This window comes from Spartinivicinus poritis (assembly GCF_028858535.1).
GTDB lineage: Bacteria > Pseudomonadota > Gammaproteobacteria > Pseudomonadales > Zooshikellaceae > Spartinivicinus > Spartinivicinus poritis.
Map to the genome: position 1 here is coordinate 15,739 of NZ_JAPMOU010000003.1, position 20,076 is coordinate 35,814.

Genomic DNA, 20,076 nt, shown 5'->3' on the forward strand with positions numbered 1-20,076 from the left:
TCGCTTAACCAAAATTAGGCTGTTGGGCTAATCGTTTTACTATGTTGTTGACAGCTGTCCAGCTAATTGCAAATTTTCTACTCAAACTTGCAATAGGATAACGCTCAGAAAATAGCGCCACACGCTCTTCAAATGAGGTAGTAAACCGAGAACGAGGATTTGCCCAATCAACCATTAAAGAATGACAGCCATGGTTAGAACAATTTACCCGAGGTACCATTGTTGTAATGTAAGTTTTAAAGTCACAAGTGTCTAAATGCCGCCATTTTCGAGTACGCTTATCATAACGTGAGCATGACTCTCCGCATATTGGACAGGCAAAGTGGGCTTCATCTTTAAAATCAATAAAAATGTAAACCAATCGTTTTTGTTCATCTACATGAACAGCAGGTATATACCAGGGGTGCTCTAATGATAATAGTTTAGAGAACAGATCAACATCATACATTATTATTTACCTCAAGCTGTTCTTTAGTTTAGCAAGTTGACGATTAAAATAGACTTTATCAGGAATGACTTGCATTAATTCATGCAGTTTTTGTTTTTGCCCTGATAAGCTATAAACGATAGCCAAGTTATATAACGCATTTTTAGGATAAACCCGTGAAGCAATTAACTGCCTTAAAATAACTTCTGCTTCATGGTACTTCCCTTCTAGCAAGTAAGAAACAGCCAAGTTATTGTATACTTGTTTATCATTACTATTTTTAGCAAGTAACTTTCTATAATAGCTCCTTGCATGCTGATATTTACCAATAGAATCAAGCGCAACAGCCATTCCATTAAGTGCTTTATAATCATTCTCGTCAAACTTTAATGCCTTAGCAAAATGATTAATTGCTTCATGGGCATTGCCTTTTTGTAACGACACTTTACCAAGGCCTACCCATGCCGCTACTTTCGTATTGGCATCACTTGTCACCTGTTGATAATAAAATGCTGCATTGATTAAATCGCCTAATTTAAGGTAATTTTCTGCTAACTGTAAAGCTATTCTGGGTTCTTTTCTTTGTTTATATAAAGGCTGCAAAATCTTAATGGCATTGACATAATCATCGACAGAACTTGCTGTTGCTGCGAGATCTTGATGGGGCTTGGTATAATCCGTGGAAATAGCCGTTTCTTCGGTAAAAAAGGCCCTGTCAATACCTTTATTCAAGGAACATCCTGTTAGTAAAACGAAACTAATGAGCGTGATTATATTTTTCATTAAAATACATGCCCCACTGATGCAGGTAGTTTAATCGCATTATTATTGGGCTTTCTGCTAATCTTCCGTTCAAATGTATTAGGTAGCCGAACTGACTCAACCCAGCTATCCTGATAAGACTGCTGTGATAAGTCATATACTTCTGGAGTTACAATAACAATCAGCTCTCTAGCTGTTTGACTTTCCTTTTTTTGCTCAAACAAGCTACTGAGTAAAGGCACCCCTTCTAATCTAGGCACATTATTTCTCTCAATCTCTTTTTGTTTATAAAATAATCCACCGATAGCAAAGCTTTGACCTGATAGTAGTTCAGTAGTTGAGGTTACCCTTCTTACATTATATCCCGGTAAGACTGTTTGCCCATTATTATAAGTCACTTGACTTTGGTTGCTCACTTCTGCATGAAAACTGACGTGGATTCGATTACTTGGAAGCAATTTTGGAGTAAAGTCTAAAATAATACCATGAGATTTATAGTTAACATTTGAAAAGCCATCCTGATTAATAATTGGAATAGGTGTTTCACCTCCTACCAGAATTTTGGCTTCTTGCCCACTAAGTGTAGTTAAACTAGGTTCAGAAACAATGGATACCAATCCTTTTTGATGTAGTACATTGATGATTGATGAAATATCTGTTTTTGAAGTATTAAAACCTATAGAACTCGTAAAGCTGCCAGCATCTACAACATTATTAGCATTAAAAAAACGTAATGCATTACCAATAGCGAGAGTATAATTACCTAGTCTAAAAAGTGAACGCCAATTCGTGCCAAATACTTTACTTAAGTCTTCTTTGACTTCTACTATTTTTAATTTCAGGTTAATTTGTAAGTTATTTTCAACCTGAGTCTTGTCAACCAGATTAATTGTTTTAGGTATTATCGATTGAATTCTATTAATCGCTTGCTGTTGATCAGCCTGAGTTTTGAAGCTACCTTCCACAACCAAATTAGCATTATTTATCTTAATTTTAAGCTCATTGTCTATTATTGTATCGTTGATTAAATATTTTAGCTTATTTACATCATAGTACACTTCAACGTGCTTTCGCCAATATTCATTACCATCAATATCAACCGCTATCACGTCTGTATTACCAATCCCCACAGGAATCAAATAAAAGGTACTATCACTAATTTGTTTCAGTTTTGCTACACTATCCGACTGAACAAATAAAGTTTTTACCTGGCTATTAACTGAAAGCGTAAATCCTCTATCAAGTGAAAGATAAATTTTATCCACTTTCGCATAAGTGTTTGTGACAAGTACTATATGTAATAGTATTAATATTATTATCTTATTCATTATAGCCAACCACACTGGTTAAATACGATATAGGTATTGGTTCGCCTACTTTTAGATTATCAAATAATTCTTGAGCAATCTTTGCGTTATTTACAATTTTCATGTTTTTATTTCTTCCATAAGACAACATGTTTTGCATACTGGACTTATCTGCTTTACCGACAATCACAGGCACCTTATCCTCTTTAACAGATAACGCAACCGCAACCCCACTATTATCAGTAATAACAAAATTTGCACTACTTAACCCAACAATTTCACCATAGTTAAGTAACTCATTACTTTGTCGTCTAATTTCAGATTTAACCTCTGGATTACCTTGGGTATCTTTGGTTTCTTGTTTTAGCTCATATTGAGACATTTTCATTTCTTTTAGGAACAACTTTTTCTGAACAAGCAGGTCTATTATCATATAAAAAGCTAACATCAAAACAATAGCAATAATGATTTCTTTTAGAGACTCTTGCAACAAATACCAAAAACAATTTTTACCACAATCAATTATATTAAGTGCATCATTAATATACTTCATGATAATATAGGTAACTATACCTGCCACCAACATGGTTTTGATCAAATTAAATAAAAATTCAATTAAATTCTTCTTTTTAAATATATTTTTTAAATTATCTACTGGATTTATTTTTTTAATTTTAGGCTTTAATGGCTCAAACGAAAAAACAAACCCTGAAAAACCTAAACTTATCACCAAATTAATCAGTATAATCAACACATATAAAGGAAGTATAAACCCCCAAAATATATCAGACAATACAACAAGAAATGACTCACTTTTTATTAAAAAACCATATTTTGCATCTGCAGCTATATTTATAAACTCAGTAAGTTTTTCATTCAAGCTTGCATAAAATATAAACACATAAATAAGCAAGCAGCTAATAATAACGAAGTTAGAAACCTCTTTGCTTTTTGGAATTTGACCTTTCTCTCTTGCTTTATCTAGCTTATGATCGGTCGCTTCAAATGACTTTTCTTGGCTATCATCACTCATCTTATTATTCTTTCAAATTGTAATACATAGCATTCAAAACAGAAGTAATCACTAACCTCCATTTTCCCAACTAACAATATTAAAAACGCAGATATTAGAAGTGCTTTAATTGGCATAACAAGCATAGTTGGATTTAATTGTGGTAGTTGTTTTGCTAAAACTAGTGTACCTAAATCCACAAGTATAGAGATTATAATAACAGGTGAGATGATAAACAAAGCTTTTGAAAATAGCTCATTTAAAATATTCAACATAGCATTAACATCATCCAAGTCATATTTTGGGAACATCACATGTATTGGCCATGTTTTATATGTTAAAATACTATACTTTATGAATTCATCAAAATAGCCTGATGAAAACATAATAATTACTGACATATAACCAACCAGGGCTCCTGTTGGTGTTCCTTCTCCACCAGATAGAAAACTTCCACTATATGGAAGCTGAGCACCTTTAAAAGCATCCATTAAAGCTCCGGATAGTGAAAACACATGAAAAGGCATATTAAAAATAATTCCAATAATTATTCCCACACCCACTTCTTTAAAAATTATCATAAAAATTAAAAGAGAGTTCCCGCTTAAATCAACATGCTTTATACTCATATTATAACTTAGCGGTAACACCATCAAAGCCAACGCAGCAACTATCCCTATTTTTATCACTCTAGGTATAACACTGTTATTTGTGTAGTGAAGCCCCATAAATATTCCAGCCATTCTGGGCATTACTGCTATCAACGCATACACTACATTTTGATATTCAACCAAATTATTCATTCATTGATTTTTTATAATTTCAAAAATTTGATCTGTATAATTTGTTATATATGTAGATGACCATCCTAACGAGGCCATTAATACTATAGATATAGTAATTATTTTTACACTCATTGCTAGAGTTTGTTCTTGTATTTGAGTTAAAGCTTGTAATATAGCAATAATTAACGAGGCTAGTGTAGCAACTAATATTGGTGGAAATGATATAAGTAAGACTAACCATAGGCCCTCAACAACAATAAATCTTATTAAGTCACTTTCCATACAAAACCTACTAAATAGTATAAGTAAGTAATAAACTTTCTATTAAGATCGTCCAACCATCAACAGATACAAATAGCAGAAGCTTTATTGGTAATGATATTAATGATGGAGACATCATCATCGACCCCATAGCAAGTAATATATTAGTAACAACCAAGTCTATTATTAAAAAAGGTAAAAAAATCAAAAAACCAATTTCAAATGCTTTTTTAAGTTCAGAAATAACAAATGCAGGGACTACTATCAGAATTGAGTTTTGTTTAATATTGGACTTAAATTCTTTTGGCCAAACTTCTTCACTTATAGCAACAAACATTTCTTTTGCTTCATTAGATGCATACTTTTCTAAGTGTTCTCTTATTGGCTTCGTGCTTTTATCAACAACGACATACCAATCTGTAATTTTTTTATTAAAAAAATTACCTTCCTTTTCAATAATTTTAAATGTTGCATCAAATACTGGAGCCATGAGAAATATACTTAAAACCAAAGCAACCCCCATAAGAAGCATAGCGGGAGGAGTTTGCTGTAATCCTAATGCATTTCGAAGCAACATGAAAACAATACTTATTTTTGTAAATGCTGTCGTCATTACAACAATTAGGGGTAATAGTGATACGAAAAACCCAACAATAATTACTGGTATTGCTTCTTGCATAATTCTATACTTTTATTAACATAGATTAGTTATTTTTACACCGTAATGATCTTCAATTGCTACTAATTTACCTTGACCAAACCTATAACCATTTACATAAATATCTATACTTTCGCTAAGTTGCTTTTCAAGCTTTATATATTGATTATCATTAAAGCCCGATAAATCATCTACATTGAGTGTTAACTCATCAATAACAAATGATATTTTTGCTTTTAAATTGCTCATTTGGATTTTTGTACTCATATCTGTATACCAATTATCATTCAACTTATAAGTGTAGTTATCTTGGTTGATCACTAGTTTAGTAAACAGGTTATTTTGCGGCTCCCAAAGCCTCAGCTCACTATCCGCTGTATCTAATAAAATAACATCCCCTTGACTAAGCGACTTTATTGATTCAATTTCTCCATATAACCTATATTTTTCTACTAAACATTTAAAATTGATTTTGTTGATATTTTCTTGGTCAAGATACTTTAGCCACTTTCCACAACTAATTTTTATGTATCCATTTTTTAATTGTTTAACTTTCAACCACATCCAATCTGTTATTTTTGGTTGTTTCAATATACCTATATAGTGCAAATCGCTTACTTTAATATGTTTGCCAATATCAACCACTAAGCTTTCAACAAATATTTTCTTTAGCTTATCGTTTAAATATTCAATACCTGTATATATTTTCTTGTTAATCAGGTACTCATTCACTAATTCCACATTTACAGCCATTATTAACAAGTTACTTTTATATGACAGCTGCAAATAGATATATTTAATTTTTTTAACTTCAGTTTCAATTATTTCGATAGGACAAATTGATCTATTTATAAACTGATAGCCTTTATTAACTAAGTTGTGCTTTGCACACTCTCTTGTGTTTTTTTTAGGCAAAAGGAGTTTCTTGATTTTCATAAATCAATTCATATTTATATATTTTTCGACTAACAGCTATTTTTTTTTGTTTAACATCGGCTAACTCTTTATTTTTTTCATCGAGCCTTTGTTGCAACTTGTTTATTTGGTGAGAACTATTATTTATTTTATTGTTAAGATATCTGATATTTAATTTATTTTTTTTTATTTCCTCAATAGAGGTTGCTTTGTCTATACTCTTAATGCATTGCTTGACTTCACTATAAAACTTTTGTTGCTCCTGTTCTTGAATGGATATCTCATTTTTTAGTGTGGATATTTTTTTTTCAATATTTTGTATCGTTTGACAAAGCATTAGTTCTTTATGACGATAGACATCAAGGAGGGATTGGATGGTTTTAGCTATTGTTGGCCAAGTCGAGTAAGCCATTGCATGGTTTCTTCTATATCATTTTTATCAGATAAGCCTTGCTGCAAAAATTGATTAATCGCTTCTTGATTAGCAAGTGCTTGATCTAACTTAAGATCATTGCCAGCCGTATATTCACCAACACGTATAATAAATTGATTTTCTTTTACCAAACTAAGTTGGCTCGTTATTGTGTTTGCTAAGTTAATTTGTTGCTGATTGACTAATTGAACCATTAATCGACTCTTACTCTTCAGCACATCAATAGCAGGATAATGACCTTTTTCGGCCAACTGTCTCGATAAAATCAGATGACCATCTAAAAGCGAGCGAGCCTCGTCAGCAACAGGCTCATCAGGATTATCTCCTTCCATTAGTACTGTATAAAAAGCTGTGATGCTGCCTTTGTTGGTTTTACCTGGCCGCTCGACCAATTGAGCCATGCGCAAAAATACAGAAGGCGGATATCCGCCTCGGGCAGGAGGTTCTCCTGCCATTAACCCCAACATTCGTTGGGCTCTCGCATAACGGGTCAAGCTATCAAATAACAGCAACACTTTTAGCCCCTGGTCACGATAGTGCTCAGCTAACCGGGTGGCAGAGTTAGCCGCTTTAACCTGTTCTAAGGGTGTTTTATCTGAAGTAGCACAGACAATAATAGTACGATTGATTCGCCCTGTTTCTTTGACCAATCTCACAAACTCTTTTACTTCCCTACCCCGCTCACCAATTAAGGCAATAATGACTAGATCTACTTTGGCATGAGCAATCATCATCGCAAGTAAGGTTGATTTACCTACACCTGCCGCAGCAAAAATGCCTAAGCGTTGACCTACACCACAAGTGTTTAAACCATCAATGGCACGTATGCCAGTTTCAAACGTTTCATCAATTTCCTGACGATCCCAAGGTGATGGCGGTTTTGCTTCAATATTGACCATCACAGGTTGCTGATGCTGTAGATGAATACAGTTTAGCGCTTCACCTCGGTAATTAACCACTTTGCCAAACAGCGCTGATGATACTTGTAGTGTTAAACCCTGTTCTAACTTAACTACTTGAGCACTTAAACTCAGTTGAGAAATGTGATCTGTTGGCGCCAACACAGACTTATTTTGTTCAACAGAAATCACTTCAGCAAAAAAAACGTTTTGATTAAAGTGATCAATTATTTTACAAAGCTCACCTAATTTTAGATCAACCAACCCAGTTTCAATGGTGGTTTGAGACACTTTAGTAACAGCACCCGCTTGGCTATAGGGAGTCAGCCGGTCCAGCTCAGTGAGCACTTGTAAAAAATAGTTTTCTAACATAATAAAAATTCAAGTACTAACTTCTTTACTCAGTTTCTGTTTGGCTCGGTCTAATACTTGGTTTAATAGTTGAGTTTGAGAAGTATTATCAGCAACAATTGTCATGTCTTTGGTCTGAATGACAAATTCATTCAATTTTAGATTGATATCAGTCTTAAAGAATAAGACTTTACAGAGAGGATTTTCACTACATTGTAAGTTAGCTTTAGCTTCAGCCAGAATATCCGGGTGAATGATAATAGCCACCTCATTTGCCCTGAGTAAATTAGTCAATTCATCATGTAGTACCTTATTAATCCTGGCAGATACCTCAAGCGTGCCAATCATTTTTTGATGTAATTGCTTTATCAAATCATCAAAAAAAGGAATAGCCGAAGTAATCAATGATTGCTTCACTAGCTTGTTAGTCAACATTTCATTTACCACATGCTCATAAGCGTGGGCATAAGCATCATAGTAAGCTTGTTGTTTCAGATGTTGTGTTTGTTCTTGTGCTTCTGCTATCAGCTGTTGTGCTTGAGTCCTAGCCTGTTCAATTTTATTATCTAATTCAGACTTTATTTTATCGGCAATCTGCTGTGAAGCAATAATTTTAACATGCTCATTGTTCTTTATTACTTGTAAACTCATTGCCTCTCCACTGCCCAGTATAAGTTGTCAAAATATTGGCTTTGGTTACCAAAGCTCGAACATAAATAACGATTAGGTAACTTTAACTTCATACGCGCTGATAGAGAGCTGGGTAACATTAATACCCAAGTACTCATCATTTCACATAATGTGCAACTAATATGTTTTCTAAAAGAAAAGTAATCTCTAATCACTTTATTAATTTTTTGCTTTGGTGAACTACTAATAATAAGAGATAAATCATCTTCTGAAATGAGCTTATTGAGTGCTATTAATTTACTTCTATCAATAACAGCACAAAGAGAATTATAGTGACTACGTAAAGCTGCCATATAAAAGGCTTTAACAATAAAGCCTCTTGGCTTCAGAGTCAACTTCAGCTCTGGTTTACTATCAAAGGTATAAAAAAACTGATTATTATAAACTGTTTTGTTAATGTAGAGAGACAGGTCTTTTACATATACATCATCGTTTAATAAATGTTTATGTAGGTTTCTATTGATTTTATAATACTGACAGGCAAGTTTGGCTAACTCATTGGGGTGAGAGTAGCTAATTGGTCGAAAGTTTAAGTCTATAATATTACTTTCCATGAGCGAAGTGGTTTTCATATAATCGAAACCCAAGTAAAGATACACCAACAATTGAGCACATAACTAACAATGTAATTAATAAGTTTATACCTGTATTTGTTCCATTATTTTTATCACTTGCTACTACCCCTATACCACTAGTGTTAGTTTCAGCAAGGTAAGGAAATACTGTAACAGCCACATTTTTGTATGTCACCCCAGTGATACTTTTTGCTACCATTTTCTTTATCTGAGGCACATAGTGGTTAACATTATAGTTAGGCAATGCTTTTATCATTACTGAGGCTGTATTTGGCACTTTAGGTTCTTTTGAGTAACGTTTCTTTTTGTCATTTATAACAATGTGTACTCTTGCCTCAACCACTCCATCAATCATAGAAATAGTATGACTAAGCTCCTCGCTTAACGCATATACTGTTCTGTTTTTTTCTTCCGTCTGGCTAGAAATCAATCCATCCTTCTTAAAGACATCCCCAATACTTGCATACTTCTTTTTGGGTAACCCATGGCGTTTCAATACCATTGATGCTTTTATAAAGTCATCTTTAGCAACAATTACTTTAACCCCTAATTTTTTAGTAGTTACTACTTCAGACTTTATATTATTTCTAAAAAGTGTTACAGAAACTTCATTTGCTTCTCGTTCGGTAAGCCCAGTTACTAATTCTTTATCACATCCAGATAGCACTATTACTATCAGTAGCATAATTAGTCTTTTCATGATGCGCGTGTTAATTCCATTAGTTTGGTAGGAATATTTGTAGCCACTTGTTTCATAATAGTAAATGTTAAATATTTCAGTGACAAACTATATATATGGTTTGCATCTTTTTTGTAACTTTTTAACAAGTCTTGAATAGCTGCTATACTGGATTCGTCATAGTTACCACTTTCAACCATCGTTTTCTCTATTCTTGCAGCTACTTTCTCGACTTCCCTTACATACTGCTTACCACTATATAAGGAAGTATTATCAAAAATTTGTGAAAATGACTGTTGATTAGCTATTTGCGGTGCCATTGCAAAGTTAAATAGTGAGTCCATTAATCCCCCTTTGACTTTATACTGAACCAATAAATGATTTTGTAAACTCAATCATCTCAGAGTTCATCAACTCATTTTTTTCAAAGTCATTCAGCTTAAATTTTGCTTCACTTTTCTTACCTGACATTATCATAGCAAACAGCAAAATCACCCTTGCTTCTTCTAAACAGTTAGAAGATTGTTTAATTGTTTTACTAAGCAAGTTTATAGCTTTATTATAATTACCGTTATAAACTTCAATCAAAGCATAACCCACATCTCCTGCAGCAGACGTTGGATATATTTCTTTTATGCAATCAAAAATAATCTTTGATTTTTTCCCTTGACCACTTTCGACTCCTGCAAAAGCAATTTGTATCATTTGCCCTCTAATCTCATCTGGCATTTGGTAAAACTCGCTCATTATGATGCCCCTACTTTTAATGATAATCTTTGACCACTATTATTACTAAATAATAATATACTTTCATTTATTTTATTTAAAACCCATCCACTAGGTAATTTAGCTCCTATATGATATTTAACGCCATTACTGAGTTTAATATAGGGTTTTTCACCTATCCACATACCAGCTACAACAAGATCTTGCAAGAGTACAGAGCGATTATCTATATATGTTTTTTTTATCTCACTTATATTGTATTTAATTTCAATCAACTTAATTATTTCATCAACAATACCCGTCTGTCTTCCAATAAAGTTACCTGCAAGATAAAACTTATCATCCCTATATTCAATGTACGATCTCTCAATAATATTAAAATCTTTTAGCTGCCTTTCTAGTGTTGAGTTTAGATCTTTTAGGGTAAAAACACGCTTAGAATTAACCAAACCAATTTTTATATTATTTTTTAATTCTAATATTAATTCGTTCAACTTACTCTCACTTTCAATAAACCCTTGAAGCTCTACCCTATCTTCACCAAGCTCAACTGAAAGTCTATTACTATACTCACTCGCTATTATCTCTAGAGACGTATTCAGAACAAACTGATCAGGCTTATTAGGTAATACTATACTGGCATAGGCTACTTGATCTTTTTCTCCTATTCCCAAAAGAAATGGTAAGAAAACTGCTCCTATTGTTAACAGCATGAACAAATAGTTACTACTTAGCCACTTACTTACCCGCACACTATGTTTGCTACTTTTATTTAGTGTTAAGTTACTCTTTTTATTTAAAATTTTAATACACTTAAAAGAAAAATCATCAATATTAAAATAGCTATTATATTTTACTTTTTGTTTTTTATCTTGCCCTACGCTATCTACCTCTAAAAACTTATCAAAAAAAGAGACTGTTACTACTCCCTTTATTCCATTAATAACAACCTCACTACTTAAGTCCGATGACATACGTACTATATTATCGCTTATATCAACCCTATTTATAAAGTCACTATCTTTATAAATATACAAATTATAGCAAGCAATATCGTTATTGTTTTTCATAGCAGAACTATTTATTAGCTACCAGTGGTTGATAAAGCAAGATTATAATTATTGGACTTATTCACCCACTATTATCAGAATCACTTTGCTCTGTGTTCCCTCCCTCTGCTTGACCTGCTAGTGCTTTATCTAGCTTTTCACTAATACCTTTAAGTAAAGCAACTATTTCAGATAAATATCCTAGCTGATTTTGCTTTTGCCCAGTAATTTCTTCTACTTGCGCCCTAAAAGAATCTCCTAATGGTCCATCTAACCATGAAACACCAAAATCGCTCATAATATAACTCCTATAAAAAAGCCTCCGAAGAGGCTTACCAAGCTATTAATAACGAATGTTATTAAGTTGTCCAAGTTCACTAACCAGTTTAGTTAAAACTTGTCTAGCCCTAGCCAATTCACCAAACTGCTTTGCTAAATTCGCAACTTTTTGTGCATCTTCAGCAAACTCATTGGCTACACTTGTGTTTGCACCATTAACCTGACCAGTTGCATTACCGGCTTGTGCTTGACCATTTGCATTTACTGGCATATCTATACCTCCAATTGTAGTTATTTTTGGGGTTTTCTATTTATAACACTTTATTTGCCCCATGATTGCAGCCATAAAAGCTGCATTACCTGCTTGACTAAAAATATCAACTTCAGCCAAACAAATAATAGGTTTAAATATTTACAAATAAAAATCAAGACGAACCTGGAATATCATTCGCCAACATTATAGCTGCTTGATATGCATTTTTAATCAAGTTATTTTTCTTATTTTCTTTTGGCGAAAGTCCTTTATTTTTATATCCAGCTAATTTAGCCAACTCGATTTTAAATTCTTCTATTAAGTTTTTTTTGCTTTCTTTTGTTAGCTCAAATTGACTTGTTAACATAGGTACACCTTTTTTCTTTTTTTATAGTTATACGCTCTTCCGTAATTATTACTATGATCTCGCGCATATTTGAGCAAAGTTTCATTATCAAAAATCATGATATAACCACTTCTAAACCCGCGTATAAATATATTAAAATCCAAGCTGTTATTAATATAAAAGCGCAATTTTTTACTGTTCAACTATTGCTAATATATACTAAACTATTGATTTATATAACATTAAAAATACCCAAGTGATTTCATTTACACTTTGACTATACATAGTCTTGGCTGTTATTATGTATGTAAAATTCACCTCAACAGGTTACTTCATTAGCTATTAAGCATATTTATCTATAGTTTTATAGTTAATGTATTAGTTGAGTATGACATTATTATTTCTTTATATGCCAGCTTACAGTTTAACGCCAAAGACCAACCTATTTATTCCACACAAAAAAATGAATCATTCGATAAACTAACGACACAGTTAACATTTTTTACCTTACCAACTATTGCCACATCCATTAATCTTTTGTTTTATATAAAGACTTTTTTGGGGTAATCACCCCATTACTGCCTTACCCACCTAGTTTTAGGTGGGATTTTTTTATCATGATTACACATGTTGAGTTGTCGATTTACATCCACTTAACACAATAAGCGTCTCACCTTCCCAATCAACAGGTGCTAATAAGCAACCAGCTTGTTTTGCAAGCTGTTGAAGTATTATCAATGAATGAATGTAATCTTTACTGGGTAGGCAAGAAATTGTCTATGTAAAGTCTAACCGTCTTTCTTTACAGAGTAGCTCTAAATCTTTGGCTAAATCTACGAATGGTAGAATGCTATGAAGACATTGTCTTCAGCATTCGTATTACTGGCAGCTAGTTATTTTTGTAATATCAAAAAAAAAGCAGGCCAAAGGCCTGCTTTTTTTCATCGCATTTTTAACTGACTATTGAGAAGCTCTCTTAAATAGTTCTTCTACAATACTAGTTAATGGTTGGCTATAACGAGACATCCAAGTTGCTTGACTTCTCCAGCTTTGAGGAATACTTTCACCTTCTTTCCACTCACCGTTACCAGTCACATAGCTCATCGCACGATCGTTAGGGCCAGGTGTCCATAAGAAATCAGGATGCTTATTGGTATACCACTCACCACCAATAATATTGCCACTCTTATCCAGCTCTAAGTCATAGGTATAACGGACAGATGTGATACCATCAAAACGAGAGTCGTCATATTCACGATGAGATGGGCTGGTTTCAACCACATAACTCATCCGCATTCTAACCCCTACAACATTTTTGGCATTAGATGCACGATATTTCTTAAACTTATCTTTTGAGTAATTTTCAATAGCAATCATTGCATCTTTGGCATTGTCATAGGCAACACCTGTTTCTGGGTTAAAGTAAGTATAAGAATAGCTGTAAACTGGCTGGTTCCATACTTGATAGTCATAGGTTGCATCAATAATAAAGCTACGCTTGCTTACACCTAACTGGTTAACAACAGACTGGTGCCAGCTACCTGGGTTAGTATCAAAGCATTTTTGATCTTTAACCCGACCATTTTCATCTCTAGCTGGGTTTTTGGTGTTACAACGACCACCAATAAAGCGCACACCGGGTGATGCTTCAGCCCACAGTAAAGTACCCAGTGCTTTAATATCTGATGGATAGAATTTAATGTCTTCGCCATTAGCACCTTTAACTACAATGCTGTGTTTTGGTCGAGGTAACATATAGGCAGCTGGAGCCCAACCATGACATAATCCCATCCAACGCTCAACACTACCATTACGGTCGTAGTATGATTTACCCATATTCCAGTTTGAAGCCGTCATACTATAGCCACTATCACCTACTAGCAGGTCATATTTTTCAGAAGGCGATAAATCATCAATATTACCAGCTACTACATAACTGTCAGGTGTTTTAGTTTGGTTTGTATAGGTCCAGTAATCATTCCAATCACTACTATTCCAAAAACCATTGTCAGCATAACGAGCGCCTAGCCCACCTTTGTATAAAGCCCAGTAGTCATCAGACCAAGGTACTTCGTCTAACTGAGCACTATGCAGATTTTGCTGGTCCATCGTATGCACATTACGAATTAATTGGTAACCGCTATCAACTAAACGAGCAGGATTGTCATTATACTGACTGGCTGCTCTCGCATACCCTACTCTTTTTTGTGCTTTTACAATGGATTTTTTAAATTGGTCTTTTTTAGTTACATAAGCTTTTGACTCGATTTCTTCTTGAGAAAACTTAGATACGACAGTAGCAGCTTGCCCTTGGTGGTTTTCTTTTACTGGAATTTCATCCATTACCTGCAGAGGATTTTGATGAAATCTATCTAAAAATTGTGTTATATCTGCTTGCTCTGCCTGACTGACACCTGCATTAGCTTGAATTGTTGCAGCTAATAAAGTCATTGCAAAGAGAGGTTTGTAAGTTTTCATTAAGTCTTCCTTTATTTAGATTTTTATTACTGCTTTTTTTTAACAAAAGCAATTCCCTACCAGCCTATATTAAAGTAGCCAGTAAACCTTTTATTTATGGCAGTAAATATACGCCATATTAAAACTATTTTTTCTTTATAAAAGCTCTATCTAAAGCGGATACCCACTTCATCTATTATAATTCTAAGTATAAATAGCCCTGTAAAACATCATAAAAAATAAAATGCCAATGAATATCCAACTTGACAAAATACATACTAAAGCGCTGAAAGTTAGTGTTATTGTCTATTAAACACAGCCACTAACCAGGATAAATCTGGCAGGAATACTGAAGATACAAATACACAATTTTTTAACCGATATGGTTTCAAGTTTATCCTTGTACTTTTGTACTGGATCATCATTGCTGCTTTCACCTAACTTTTGAGAAATTAAATTTTACAATCTCTCAAGCAATCACATCATTTAGGTTTATTATAATCATCAGGTGTTAGTGTAATCATGACATAAATCAATCGCCAACACCCTGTTTAATGGGCCGGATTATGTCACATTCATGTTTTATTTGGCTAGTTTTCCTTTAAAAAAATAGAGAGCCAATTAATACACAACATAAATCGTATGCAAGTACTTACAGTTGTGTAACATTAGAACAATTTGACGTTTTTATAGCTAAAAAAATAATATATATACAACTAACGTCTAATACACCATGAGTTATATGATTTATTTTCCTACTAATTATGAATATTATTTATTTGGCTTATTATATAGTCAGTTCTTTACTGTTAGAAAGGGCTAAATAATGAATAATATTACGTAATCACTTACTTGATAAGCTAGAAAAAATGCATTATAGAAAATTTATTGAAGGGGGGGGGCGAAGGGTATAAAAACTACACCCTTCATTTATTGATATATTTTTTAGAGCGCGGCAGTTTCAGCCAGCTCAAAGTGCTGTCGATACCTAACAATATCCTCAATGGATACAATTGGCATATGGTGAGCATTAGCAAACTGTAGAATTTCTTGCTGATTAGCCATCGTGCCATCAGCATTCATTAGCTCGCATAAAACGCCAGCAGGCTTTAACTCTGCTAATGCCATTAAATCAATAACACCTTCGGTATGCCCTCGGCGAGTCAGTACCCCACCAGCTCGCGCCCTTAAAGGAAATACATGGCCAGGACAACGCAAATCCGCTGGTTTGGCATCAGAAGCAATCGCTGCTTGAATGGTTGTAACTCGATCAATAGCAGAAACACCGGTAGTGACTCCCTCTGCCGCTTCAATGGATATGGTAAAAGCCGTGCCATAATGACTGGTATTTTTAGCCACCATCATGGGTAAGTCCAGCGCCTGTAGGGTTTCATCAGTGAGGCATAAGCAGACAATACCACTACATTCTCTTATCAACATGGCCATTTGCTTCTCTGTGATAAATTCTGCAGCAAATACCAAGTCGGCCTCATTCTCTCGATCATCGTCATCAACCAGTAAAACACCTTGGCCTTGTCTTAATGCAGACAGAGCCCGTTCCACTCGTTGGGTAAAAGCATTTAACTGCTTATTTAGAAACTGATTCATGATAGTACTCCAATGCATAAACATGAATCAGGGCATGGGAAAATGCATACCTTTAGCTATGAAATACAACCTAGTGGCCCATGAGCAAAATAAGGTAACAACTGTACCCATGCTTACCCACACCCCACTAGCAACAGCTGAACAACAAAATTCCAACCAAGTAGATATTCAACTTCAATAGTTTTGGCTGTAATCGCCTATACTCGCTAGCTTAATAGCGAGTTGTGTTTTCAGCTATAGCTATATTGCATCCATAAAAGAACAATATAAGCTGTACTACATTATGCAACTATCGTAGTAGCATACGCCACCCTCTCCCATCCGGACTATCACCGTCGGCTTTGGAATTACACCAAATCTGCTGACCTTGGCCATATAGTGTTCAACCTTGTAAAGGAGAGCTACTAACCAAGCGCTCGCGGGCTTTCTTAGTGCTGAAACCATTTCGAGCCAATAAGATCACCGCCGGTGGGGAATTTCACCCCGCCCTGAGAATAACGAAATTGACGGGTGCTAATATATAAGAAGAGATAGAGAAAAGACAACCCACTTTAGGAAAACTGATATCAGTAAGTCTATACTGAGCAGTAGCTTGTCGTTAATAAGAATAAATGAAGTATAAATGCCTCAACAACTTTCAATGCCCAATGCCATTCATTACTTAGTATTTTGCATTGTCTTCATACTAATAACACCACTTTCAGCCTCTGAGGCTGAGCAGCCGCTTGAAGATTTACTAACCCTTGAGTTAGAAGAGCTGATGATGATTACAGTGGTATCTAAACGAGAAGAATCTATTGAAAATGCGCCCGGTATTGTAACCATAATCTCTTCTGATGAAATCCAAAAATTTGGTGGGCGGAATTTACGCGATATCTTAAACCGTCAAATCAATATGATGATTGTTGGAAACCATATATTTCAGGAAAACCAAGTATCACTTCGAGCAGCACTAAATGGCCTGTTAGATAATCAGGTTCTGTACTTGTTAAATGGTCGCCCATTAACAAACTCACAAGGCCAGGGTGTGCACATGGACTTATACCTAAACTTTCCAATAGCGATTATTGAGCAAATTGAAATAGTAAGAGGACCAGGGTCGGTACTTTATGGAACCAATGCTTTTGCTGGTATTATTAATATTAAAACCAAGCAACCTTCAGAGTCCTTTTCACCATTATTATCACTGACTGGTGGTTCTTACGACACTAAATCCGCAAGTTTCACACAAGGAAATACATTCGATAAGTTTTCCTTTATAACAGCAATTCACGTAACCGATTTCAATGGGGATCAAGATATTAATTATCAAGATGCATTTGGCAATACTGACTCCTACCCCGCAGGTGGAAATGGGCTAGGGCTTGTCTCTAATGCAACATATGATAACTTAAACTTCAATATGTATTTAGGGCAAGCAACTAGAAATAACCTTGGTGCAGTTATTTTGTTCCCTGAGCATGAAGCCACAGTAAAGCATTTAACATTTGATATAGGCTATCAATATGATTTCAACCAAAACTGGTATTTAAAGACTAATTATGCTTTTTACAAAGACTGGGTAGATTTTACTAGTAACTTTGATCTAAGCAATCATCCTGAAGGTTTAGATACAGAAGTCAATAGTGACCTTTACTCGTTCGAACTCAATTTATTAGGTAGTATTAATGACCAGACCAATTTATTAGCAGGTATTAACCCACTGTATTCAGATGGAAACTCATCAGAGGGTGCAACTAATGGAAAGTGGAATACCTGGCAAGCTAGTGCATATATGCAAGTTGATCATCAGCTATACAAGTGGTTAAAAATAGTAGGAGGTATTCAATTAAATAAAGCCAAAGAGTTAGACAAAGATTACTCCCCAAGAGGAGGATTGATTTTTGACTTTGATAATGGCTGGTATAGTAAATTGTTGTATGGCAGTGCCTTTCGAATAGCTAATGTATCATTACGCTTTTTCGATGGTGCTTTTTTTCAAAACAATAGAGATTTAAAACCAGAAACAATAAATACTCTTGATTTTCAAGTTGGTCTCAGAAAGCCTAATTACAGCTTTTCTACAACTTATTATATGAGTAAAATTAAAAATTCTCATATATTTGAAGAAGTTCCCAATACTTCCAAACGCCAAATGATTAATTCTGGCTCAGTTGACTTTGAAGGGATTGAAATTGAAGGAAAATGGAACTTATCAAATACGATTAATGTAGTTGGAAACATAGCATACCAAACAAATGAGAATAGTGATGATATTAAAGACTCAACCTTTGTACCTAACTTAATGGTAAAGCTTGGTATTTCCTACAAGAATCAAATGGGCTACAGCTTTTCTTTATTTAATAGCTATTTTAGTGAACCAACGCCTCTTGATAAAGTAGCACCTGCTTTTAGTTTAAATGTTAACCCTAAAGCCAATAGTTACAATCTACTAAGTGCCAACTTAGCACTAAACCTAGGTAAATTAACAGAAACAAGAGAGCTCTCAAATATAAAAGTCAGCTTTTATATTGACAACCTACTAAATAAAAATATATTTTTTCCCAACTACGCAACAAGAAACGTTAGTACTTTTCCAAACTACCAAGGCAGGTCAGTTTATGGTACAGTTGAAATTTCTTTTTGATATTACCAAGTGCACTACACTCATAGAAAATAAATTTGCAAGCCTATCTCAAGTTTTCCAATTCTCAAATAGGCAAGATAAGCTCATTAAAGACAGGTTAGGTATTTCTTTAAGGTTAACTCCTGTTACATCGATAGGGTCTTACACCACAAAAGATTGTGAAAAGAGCTTATGAACGAGATGTTGCTAAAATTAATCAATGGAAAAAAGAAAGCCGTCCAAAGATAAAGCGATTAGAAAAAAAGTACGTCTATTTGTAGCTGGACTGAAAGGTAAACTAATCATTGTTCTCCTGCCACCCCATGCCCCTAATCTTAATTCTGATGAAATGGTATAGAATTACATCCTGCAGAAGGGTACTGCTCGAATGCCACTTAAGAAAGGTGAGTCATTGTTAGAAGAACATTTATCAATTTAGAATTAATTGCACAAAATAAAACATAAATAAAGTCATTTTTTAGAGAAATAACGGTATCCTTTTGTATACTCAAGAGCACCTATAGTAAAAAAACACACTGCTGTTTACTCTATAACCTCGCCACATAGAACAATCCAACAATTATCAAAAGTTCAGTACCATTTATTATAAAACAGGTCGTTAATTGGAATGCATACTATTAATCAGCCCACTTACAATCTATTCGTTTAAATAACTGTGTCCCTTAAAGGCCTAATTTAATGTACAAAACTGTATATACTTTAATAAAAACGATTGCTCCCTTATGCTTACTTATGGCATCACTAGCACAAGCTCATGACTCAGTTCAAGAGCTAGCCTATTGTGAAGCTGAGCCAGATGGTAGAAGTCCTGATTGTTATAATATTAGTGACAGAAGACGAATTAACAGTAATTTTAGAGACATGTTAGATGATGGTTGGCAATTAACCAGTGTAGTGGCAAACTCAACCACTGGATTAAATTACTTTTACTTTACCCGATTACGCGATTAAAGCCCTATATTACATGAGTTGTTTCCT

At 34.2% G+C, this 20,076-nt stretch carries 24 protein-coding genes and 1 riboswitch; of the genes, 3 read left to right on the forward strand and 21 right to left on the reverse strand.

What is annotated here, in order from left to right:
- Positions 1-4 precede the first annotated feature (4 nt).
- From ORQ98_RS03025 to ribB, 21 genes are all read right to left on the reverse strand, one after another.
- Positions 5-448 (reverse strand): helix-turn-helix domain-containing protein, encoded by a 444-nt coding sequence (locus ORQ98_RS03025; RefSeq protein ID WP_274687307.1) that lies wholly within the window; start codon positions 446-448, stop codon positions 5-7.
- Positions 449-454: 6 nt separating this feature from the next.
- Positions 455-1,159: a tetratricopeptide repeat protein gene (locus ORQ98_RS03030; RefSeq protein WP_274687308.1), complete on the reverse strand. Its 705-nt coding sequence runs from the start codon at positions 1,157-1,159 to the stop codon at positions 455-457.
- 50 nt (positions 1,160-1,209) lie between these two features.
- Complete coding sequence (locus tag ORQ98_RS03035) at positions 1,210-2,517, reverse strand: type II and III secretion system protein family protein (RefSeq protein ID WP_274687309.1); 1,308 nt, start codon at positions 2,515-2,517, stop codon at positions 1,210-1,212.
- Positions 2,510-3,529, reverse strand: a complete 1,020-nt coding sequence (locus ORQ98_RS03040) for an EscU/YscU/HrcU family type III secretion system export apparatus switch protein (RefSeq protein ID WP_274687310.1) — start codon at positions 3,527-3,529, stop codon at positions 2,510-2,512. Before ORQ98_RS03040 ends, ORQ98_RS03035 begins: the two co-directional genes overlap by 8 nt.
- Positions 3,526-4,311 (reverse strand): flagellar biosynthetic protein FliR, encoded by a 786-nt coding sequence (locus ORQ98_RS03045; RefSeq protein ID WP_274687311.1) that lies wholly within the window; start codon positions 4,309-4,311, stop codon positions 3,526-3,528. Before ORQ98_RS03045 ends, ORQ98_RS03040 begins: the two co-directional genes overlap by 4 nt.
- Positions 4,312-4,575, reverse strand: coding sequence for a type III secretion system export apparatus subunit SctS (gene sctS / locus ORQ98_RS03050; protein ID WP_274687312.1), 264 nt, complete (start codon positions 4,573-4,575; stop codon positions 4,312-4,314). It abuts the gene before it with no gap.
- A 10-nt stretch (positions 4,576-4,585) separates the two neighbouring features.
- Positions 4,586-5,233, reverse strand: coding sequence for a type III secretion system export apparatus subunit SctR (gene sctR, locus ORQ98_RS03055; protein ID WP_274687313.1), 648 nt, complete (start codon positions 5,231-5,233; stop codon positions 4,586-4,588).
- Positions 5,234-5,248: 15 nt separating this feature from the next.
- Positions 5,249-6,148 carry a FliM/FliN family flagellar motor switch protein gene (locus tag ORQ98_RS03060; protein WP_274687314.1) on the reverse strand — a complete coding sequence of 300 codons (900 nt, stop codon included), beginning with the start codon at positions 6,146-6,148 and terminating at the stop codon, positions 5,249-5,251.
- On the reverse strand, positions 6,120-6,539 hold the full coding sequence (locus ORQ98_RS03065; protein WP_274687315.1) for a coiled-coil domain-containing protein: 420 nt from the start codon (positions 6,537-6,539) through the stop codon (positions 6,120-6,122). Before ORQ98_RS03065 ends, ORQ98_RS03060 begins: the two co-directional genes overlap by 29 nt.
- Entirely contained in the window at positions 6,512-7,831 is a 1,320-nt protein-coding gene (locus ORQ98_RS03070) for a FliI/YscN family ATPase (RefSeq protein ID WP_274687316.1), read from the reverse strand. Before ORQ98_RS03070 ends, ORQ98_RS03065 begins: the two co-directional genes overlap by 28 nt.
- Before the next feature lie 9 nt (positions 7,832-7,840).
- Positions 7,841-8,461 (reverse strand): HrpE/YscL family type III secretion apparatus protein, encoded by a 621-nt coding sequence (locus ORQ98_RS03075; protein WP_274687317.1) that lies wholly within the window; start codon positions 8,459-8,461, stop codon positions 7,841-7,843.
- On the reverse strand, positions 8,458-9,072 hold the full coding sequence (locus tag ORQ98_RS03080) for a hypothetical protein (RefSeq protein ID WP_274687318.1): 615 nt from the start codon (positions 9,070-9,072) through the stop codon (positions 8,458-8,460). The genes ORQ98_RS03075 and ORQ98_RS03080 overlap by 4 nt, the downstream gene beginning before the upstream one ends.
- On the reverse strand, positions 9,044-9,775 hold the full coding sequence (gene sctJ / locus ORQ98_RS03085) for a type III secretion system inner membrane ring lipoprotein SctJ (RefSeq protein WP_274687319.1): 732 nt from the start codon (positions 9,773-9,775) through the stop codon (positions 9,044-9,046). Before sctJ ends, ORQ98_RS03080 begins: the two co-directional genes overlap by 29 nt.
- Positions 9,772-10,098: a hypothetical protein gene (locus tag ORQ98_RS03090; RefSeq protein WP_274687320.1), complete on the reverse strand. Its 327-nt coding sequence runs from the start codon at positions 10,096-10,098 to the stop codon at positions 9,772-9,774. The genes sctJ and ORQ98_RS03090 overlap by 4 nt, the downstream gene beginning before the upstream one ends.
- A 16-nt stretch (positions 10,099-10,114) precedes the next feature.
- Complete coding sequence (locus ORQ98_RS03095; protein WP_274687321.1) at positions 10,115-10,501, reverse strand: tetratricopeptide repeat protein; 387 nt, start codon at positions 10,499-10,501, stop codon at positions 10,115-10,117.
- Complete coding sequence (locus ORQ98_RS03100) at positions 10,501-11,550, reverse strand: SctD/MshK family protein (RefSeq protein WP_274687322.1); 1,050 nt, start codon at positions 11,548-11,550, stop codon at positions 10,501-10,503. The genes ORQ98_RS03095 and ORQ98_RS03100 overlap by 1 nt, the downstream gene beginning before the upstream one ends.
- Positions 11,551-11,611: 61 nt before the next feature.
- Entirely contained in the window at positions 11,612-11,827 is a 216-nt protein-coding gene (locus ORQ98_RS03105) for a hypothetical protein (protein ID WP_274687323.1), read from the reverse strand.
- Between the two features lie 45 nt (positions 11,828-11,872).
- Positions 11,873-12,079 (reverse strand): hypothetical protein, encoded by a 207-nt coding sequence (locus ORQ98_RS03110; RefSeq protein WP_274687324.1) that lies wholly within the window; start codon positions 12,077-12,079, stop codon positions 11,873-11,875.
- A 154-nt stretch (positions 12,080-12,233) separates the two neighbouring features.
- A complete protein-coding gene (locus tag ORQ98_RS03115; protein ID WP_274687325.1) occupies positions 12,234-12,428 on the reverse strand; it encodes a hypothetical protein in 195 nt (64 codons plus the stop codon).
- Between the two features lie 939 nt (positions 12,429-13,367).
- On the reverse strand, positions 13,368-14,885 hold the full coding sequence (locus ORQ98_RS03120; RefSeq protein WP_274687326.1) for a hypothetical protein: 1,518 nt from the start codon (positions 14,883-14,885) through the stop codon (positions 13,368-13,370).
- Between the two features lie 924 nt (positions 14,886-15,809).
- Entirely contained in the window at positions 15,810-16,472 is a 663-nt protein-coding gene (gene ribB, locus ORQ98_RS03125; protein ID WP_274687327.1) for a 3,4-dihydroxy-2-butanone-4-phosphate synthase, read from the reverse strand.
- 58 nt (positions 16,473-16,530) lie between these two features.
- Here ribB and ORQ98_RS03130 point away from each other — a divergent pair, with 58 nt between their 5' ends.
- The 3 genes from ORQ98_RS03130 to ORQ98_RS03140 all read left to right on the forward strand — a co-directional run bounded on the left by ORQ98_RS03130 (position 16,531) and on the right by ORQ98_RS03140 (position 20,049).
- Positions 16,531-16,653 (forward strand): hypothetical protein, encoded by a 123-nt coding sequence (locus ORQ98_RS03130; RefSeq protein ID WP_274687328.1) that lies wholly within the window; start codon positions 16,531-16,533, stop codon positions 16,651-16,653.
- A gap of 124 nt (positions 16,654-16,777) precedes the next feature.
- Positions 16,778-16,972, reverse strand: a riboswitch (FMN riboswitch).
- 122 nt (positions 16,973-17,094) lie between these two features.
- Positions 17,095-19,098, forward strand: coding sequence for a TonB-dependent receptor plug domain-containing protein (locus ORQ98_RS03135; RefSeq protein WP_274687329.1), 2,004 nt, complete (start codon positions 17,095-17,097; stop codon positions 19,096-19,098).
- 678 nt (positions 19,099-19,776) lie between these two features.
- Positions 19,777-20,049, forward strand: coding sequence for a hypothetical protein (locus tag ORQ98_RS03140; RefSeq protein WP_274687330.1), 273 nt, complete (start codon positions 19,777-19,779; stop codon positions 20,047-20,049).
- The last annotated feature ends 27 nt before the right edge of the window (positions 20,050-20,076 follow it).

Bases quoted from the DNA above. Each gene is read 5' to 3' on its own strand.
- ORQ98_RS03025 (WP_274687307.1), bottom strand. From the start codon at position 448: ATGTATGATGTTGATCTGTTCTCTAAACTATTATCATTAGAGCACCCC.
- ORQ98_RS03035 (WP_274687309.1), bottom strand. From the start codon at position 2,517: ATGAATAAGATAATAATATTAATACTATTACATATAGTACTTGTCACA.
- ORQ98_RS03040 (WP_274687310.1), bottom strand. From the start codon at position 3,529: ATGAGTGATGATAGCCAAGAAAAGTCATTTGAAGCGACCGATCATAAG.
- ORQ98_RS03045 (WP_274687311.1), bottom strand. From the start codon at position 4,311: ATGAATAATTTGGTTGAATATCAAAATGTAGTGTATGCGTTGATAGCA.
- sctS (WP_274687312.1), bottom strand. From the start codon at position 4,575: ATGGAAAGTGACTTAATAAGATTTATTGTTGTTGAGGGCCTATGGTTA.
- sctR (WP_274687313.1), bottom strand. From the start codon at position 5,233: ATGCAAGAAGCAATACCAGTAATTATTGTTGGGTTTTTCGTATCACTA.
- ORQ98_RS03060 (WP_274687314.1), bottom strand. From the start codon at position 6,148: ATGAAAATCAAGAAACTCCTTTTGCCTAAAAAAAACACAAGAGAGTGT.
- ORQ98_RS03065 (WP_274687315.1), bottom strand. From the start codon at position 6,539: ATGGCTTACTCGACTTGGCCAACAATAGCTAAAACCATCCAATCCCTC.
- ORQ98_RS03070 (WP_274687316.1), bottom strand. From the start codon at position 7,831: ATGTTAGAAAACTATTTTTTACAAGTGCTCACTGAGCTGGACCGGCTG.
- ORQ98_RS03075 (WP_274687317.1), bottom strand. From the start codon at position 8,461: ATGAGTTTACAAGTAATAAAGAACAATGAGCATGTTAAAATTATTGCT.
- ORQ98_RS03080 (WP_274687318.1), bottom strand. From the start codon at position 9,072: ATGAAAACCACTTCGCTCATGGAAAGTAATATTATAGACTTAAACTTT.
- sctJ (WP_274687319.1), bottom strand. From the start codon at position 9,775: ATGAAAAGACTAATTATGCTACTGATAGTAATAGTGCTATCTGGATGT.
- ORQ98_RS03090 (WP_274687320.1), bottom strand. From the start codon at position 10,098: ATGGACTCACTATTTAACTTTGCAATGGCACCGCAAATAGCTAATCAA.
- ORQ98_RS03095 (WP_274687321.1), bottom strand. From the start codon at position 10,501: ATGAGCGAGTTTTACCAAATGCCAGATGAGATTAGAGGGCAAATGATA.
- ORQ98_RS03100 (WP_274687322.1), bottom strand. From the start codon at position 11,550: ATGAAAAACAATAACGATATTGCTTGCTATAATTTGTATATTTATAAA.
- ORQ98_RS03105 (WP_274687323.1), bottom strand. From the start codon at position 11,827: ATGAGCGATTTTGGTGTTTCATGGTTAGATGGACCATTAGGAGATTCT.
- ORQ98_RS03110 (WP_274687324.1), bottom strand. From the start codon at position 12,079: ATGCCAGTAAATGCAAATGGTCAAGCACAAGCCGGTAATGCAACTGGT.
- ORQ98_RS03115 (WP_274687325.1), bottom strand. From the start codon at position 12,428: ATGTTAACAAGTCAATTTGAGCTAACAAAAGAAAGCAAAAAAAACTTA.
- ORQ98_RS03120 (WP_274687326.1), bottom strand. From the start codon at position 14,885: ATGAAAACTTACAAACCTCTCTTTGCAATGACTTTATTAGCTGCAACA.
- ribB (WP_274687327.1), bottom strand. From the start codon at position 16,472: ATGAATCAGTTTCTAAATAAGCAGTTAAATGCTTTTACCCAACGAGTG.
- ORQ98_RS03130 (WP_274687328.1), top strand. From the start codon at position 16,531: ATGAAATACAACCTAGTGGCCCATGAGCAAAATAAGGTAACAACTGTA.
- ORQ98_RS03135 (WP_274687329.1), top strand. From the start codon at position 17,095: ATGCCTCAACAACTTTCAATGCCCAATGCCATTCATTACTTAGTATTT.
- ORQ98_RS03140 (WP_274687330.1), top strand. From the start codon at position 19,777: ATGTACAAAACTGTATATACTTTAATAAAAACGATTGCTCCCTTATGC.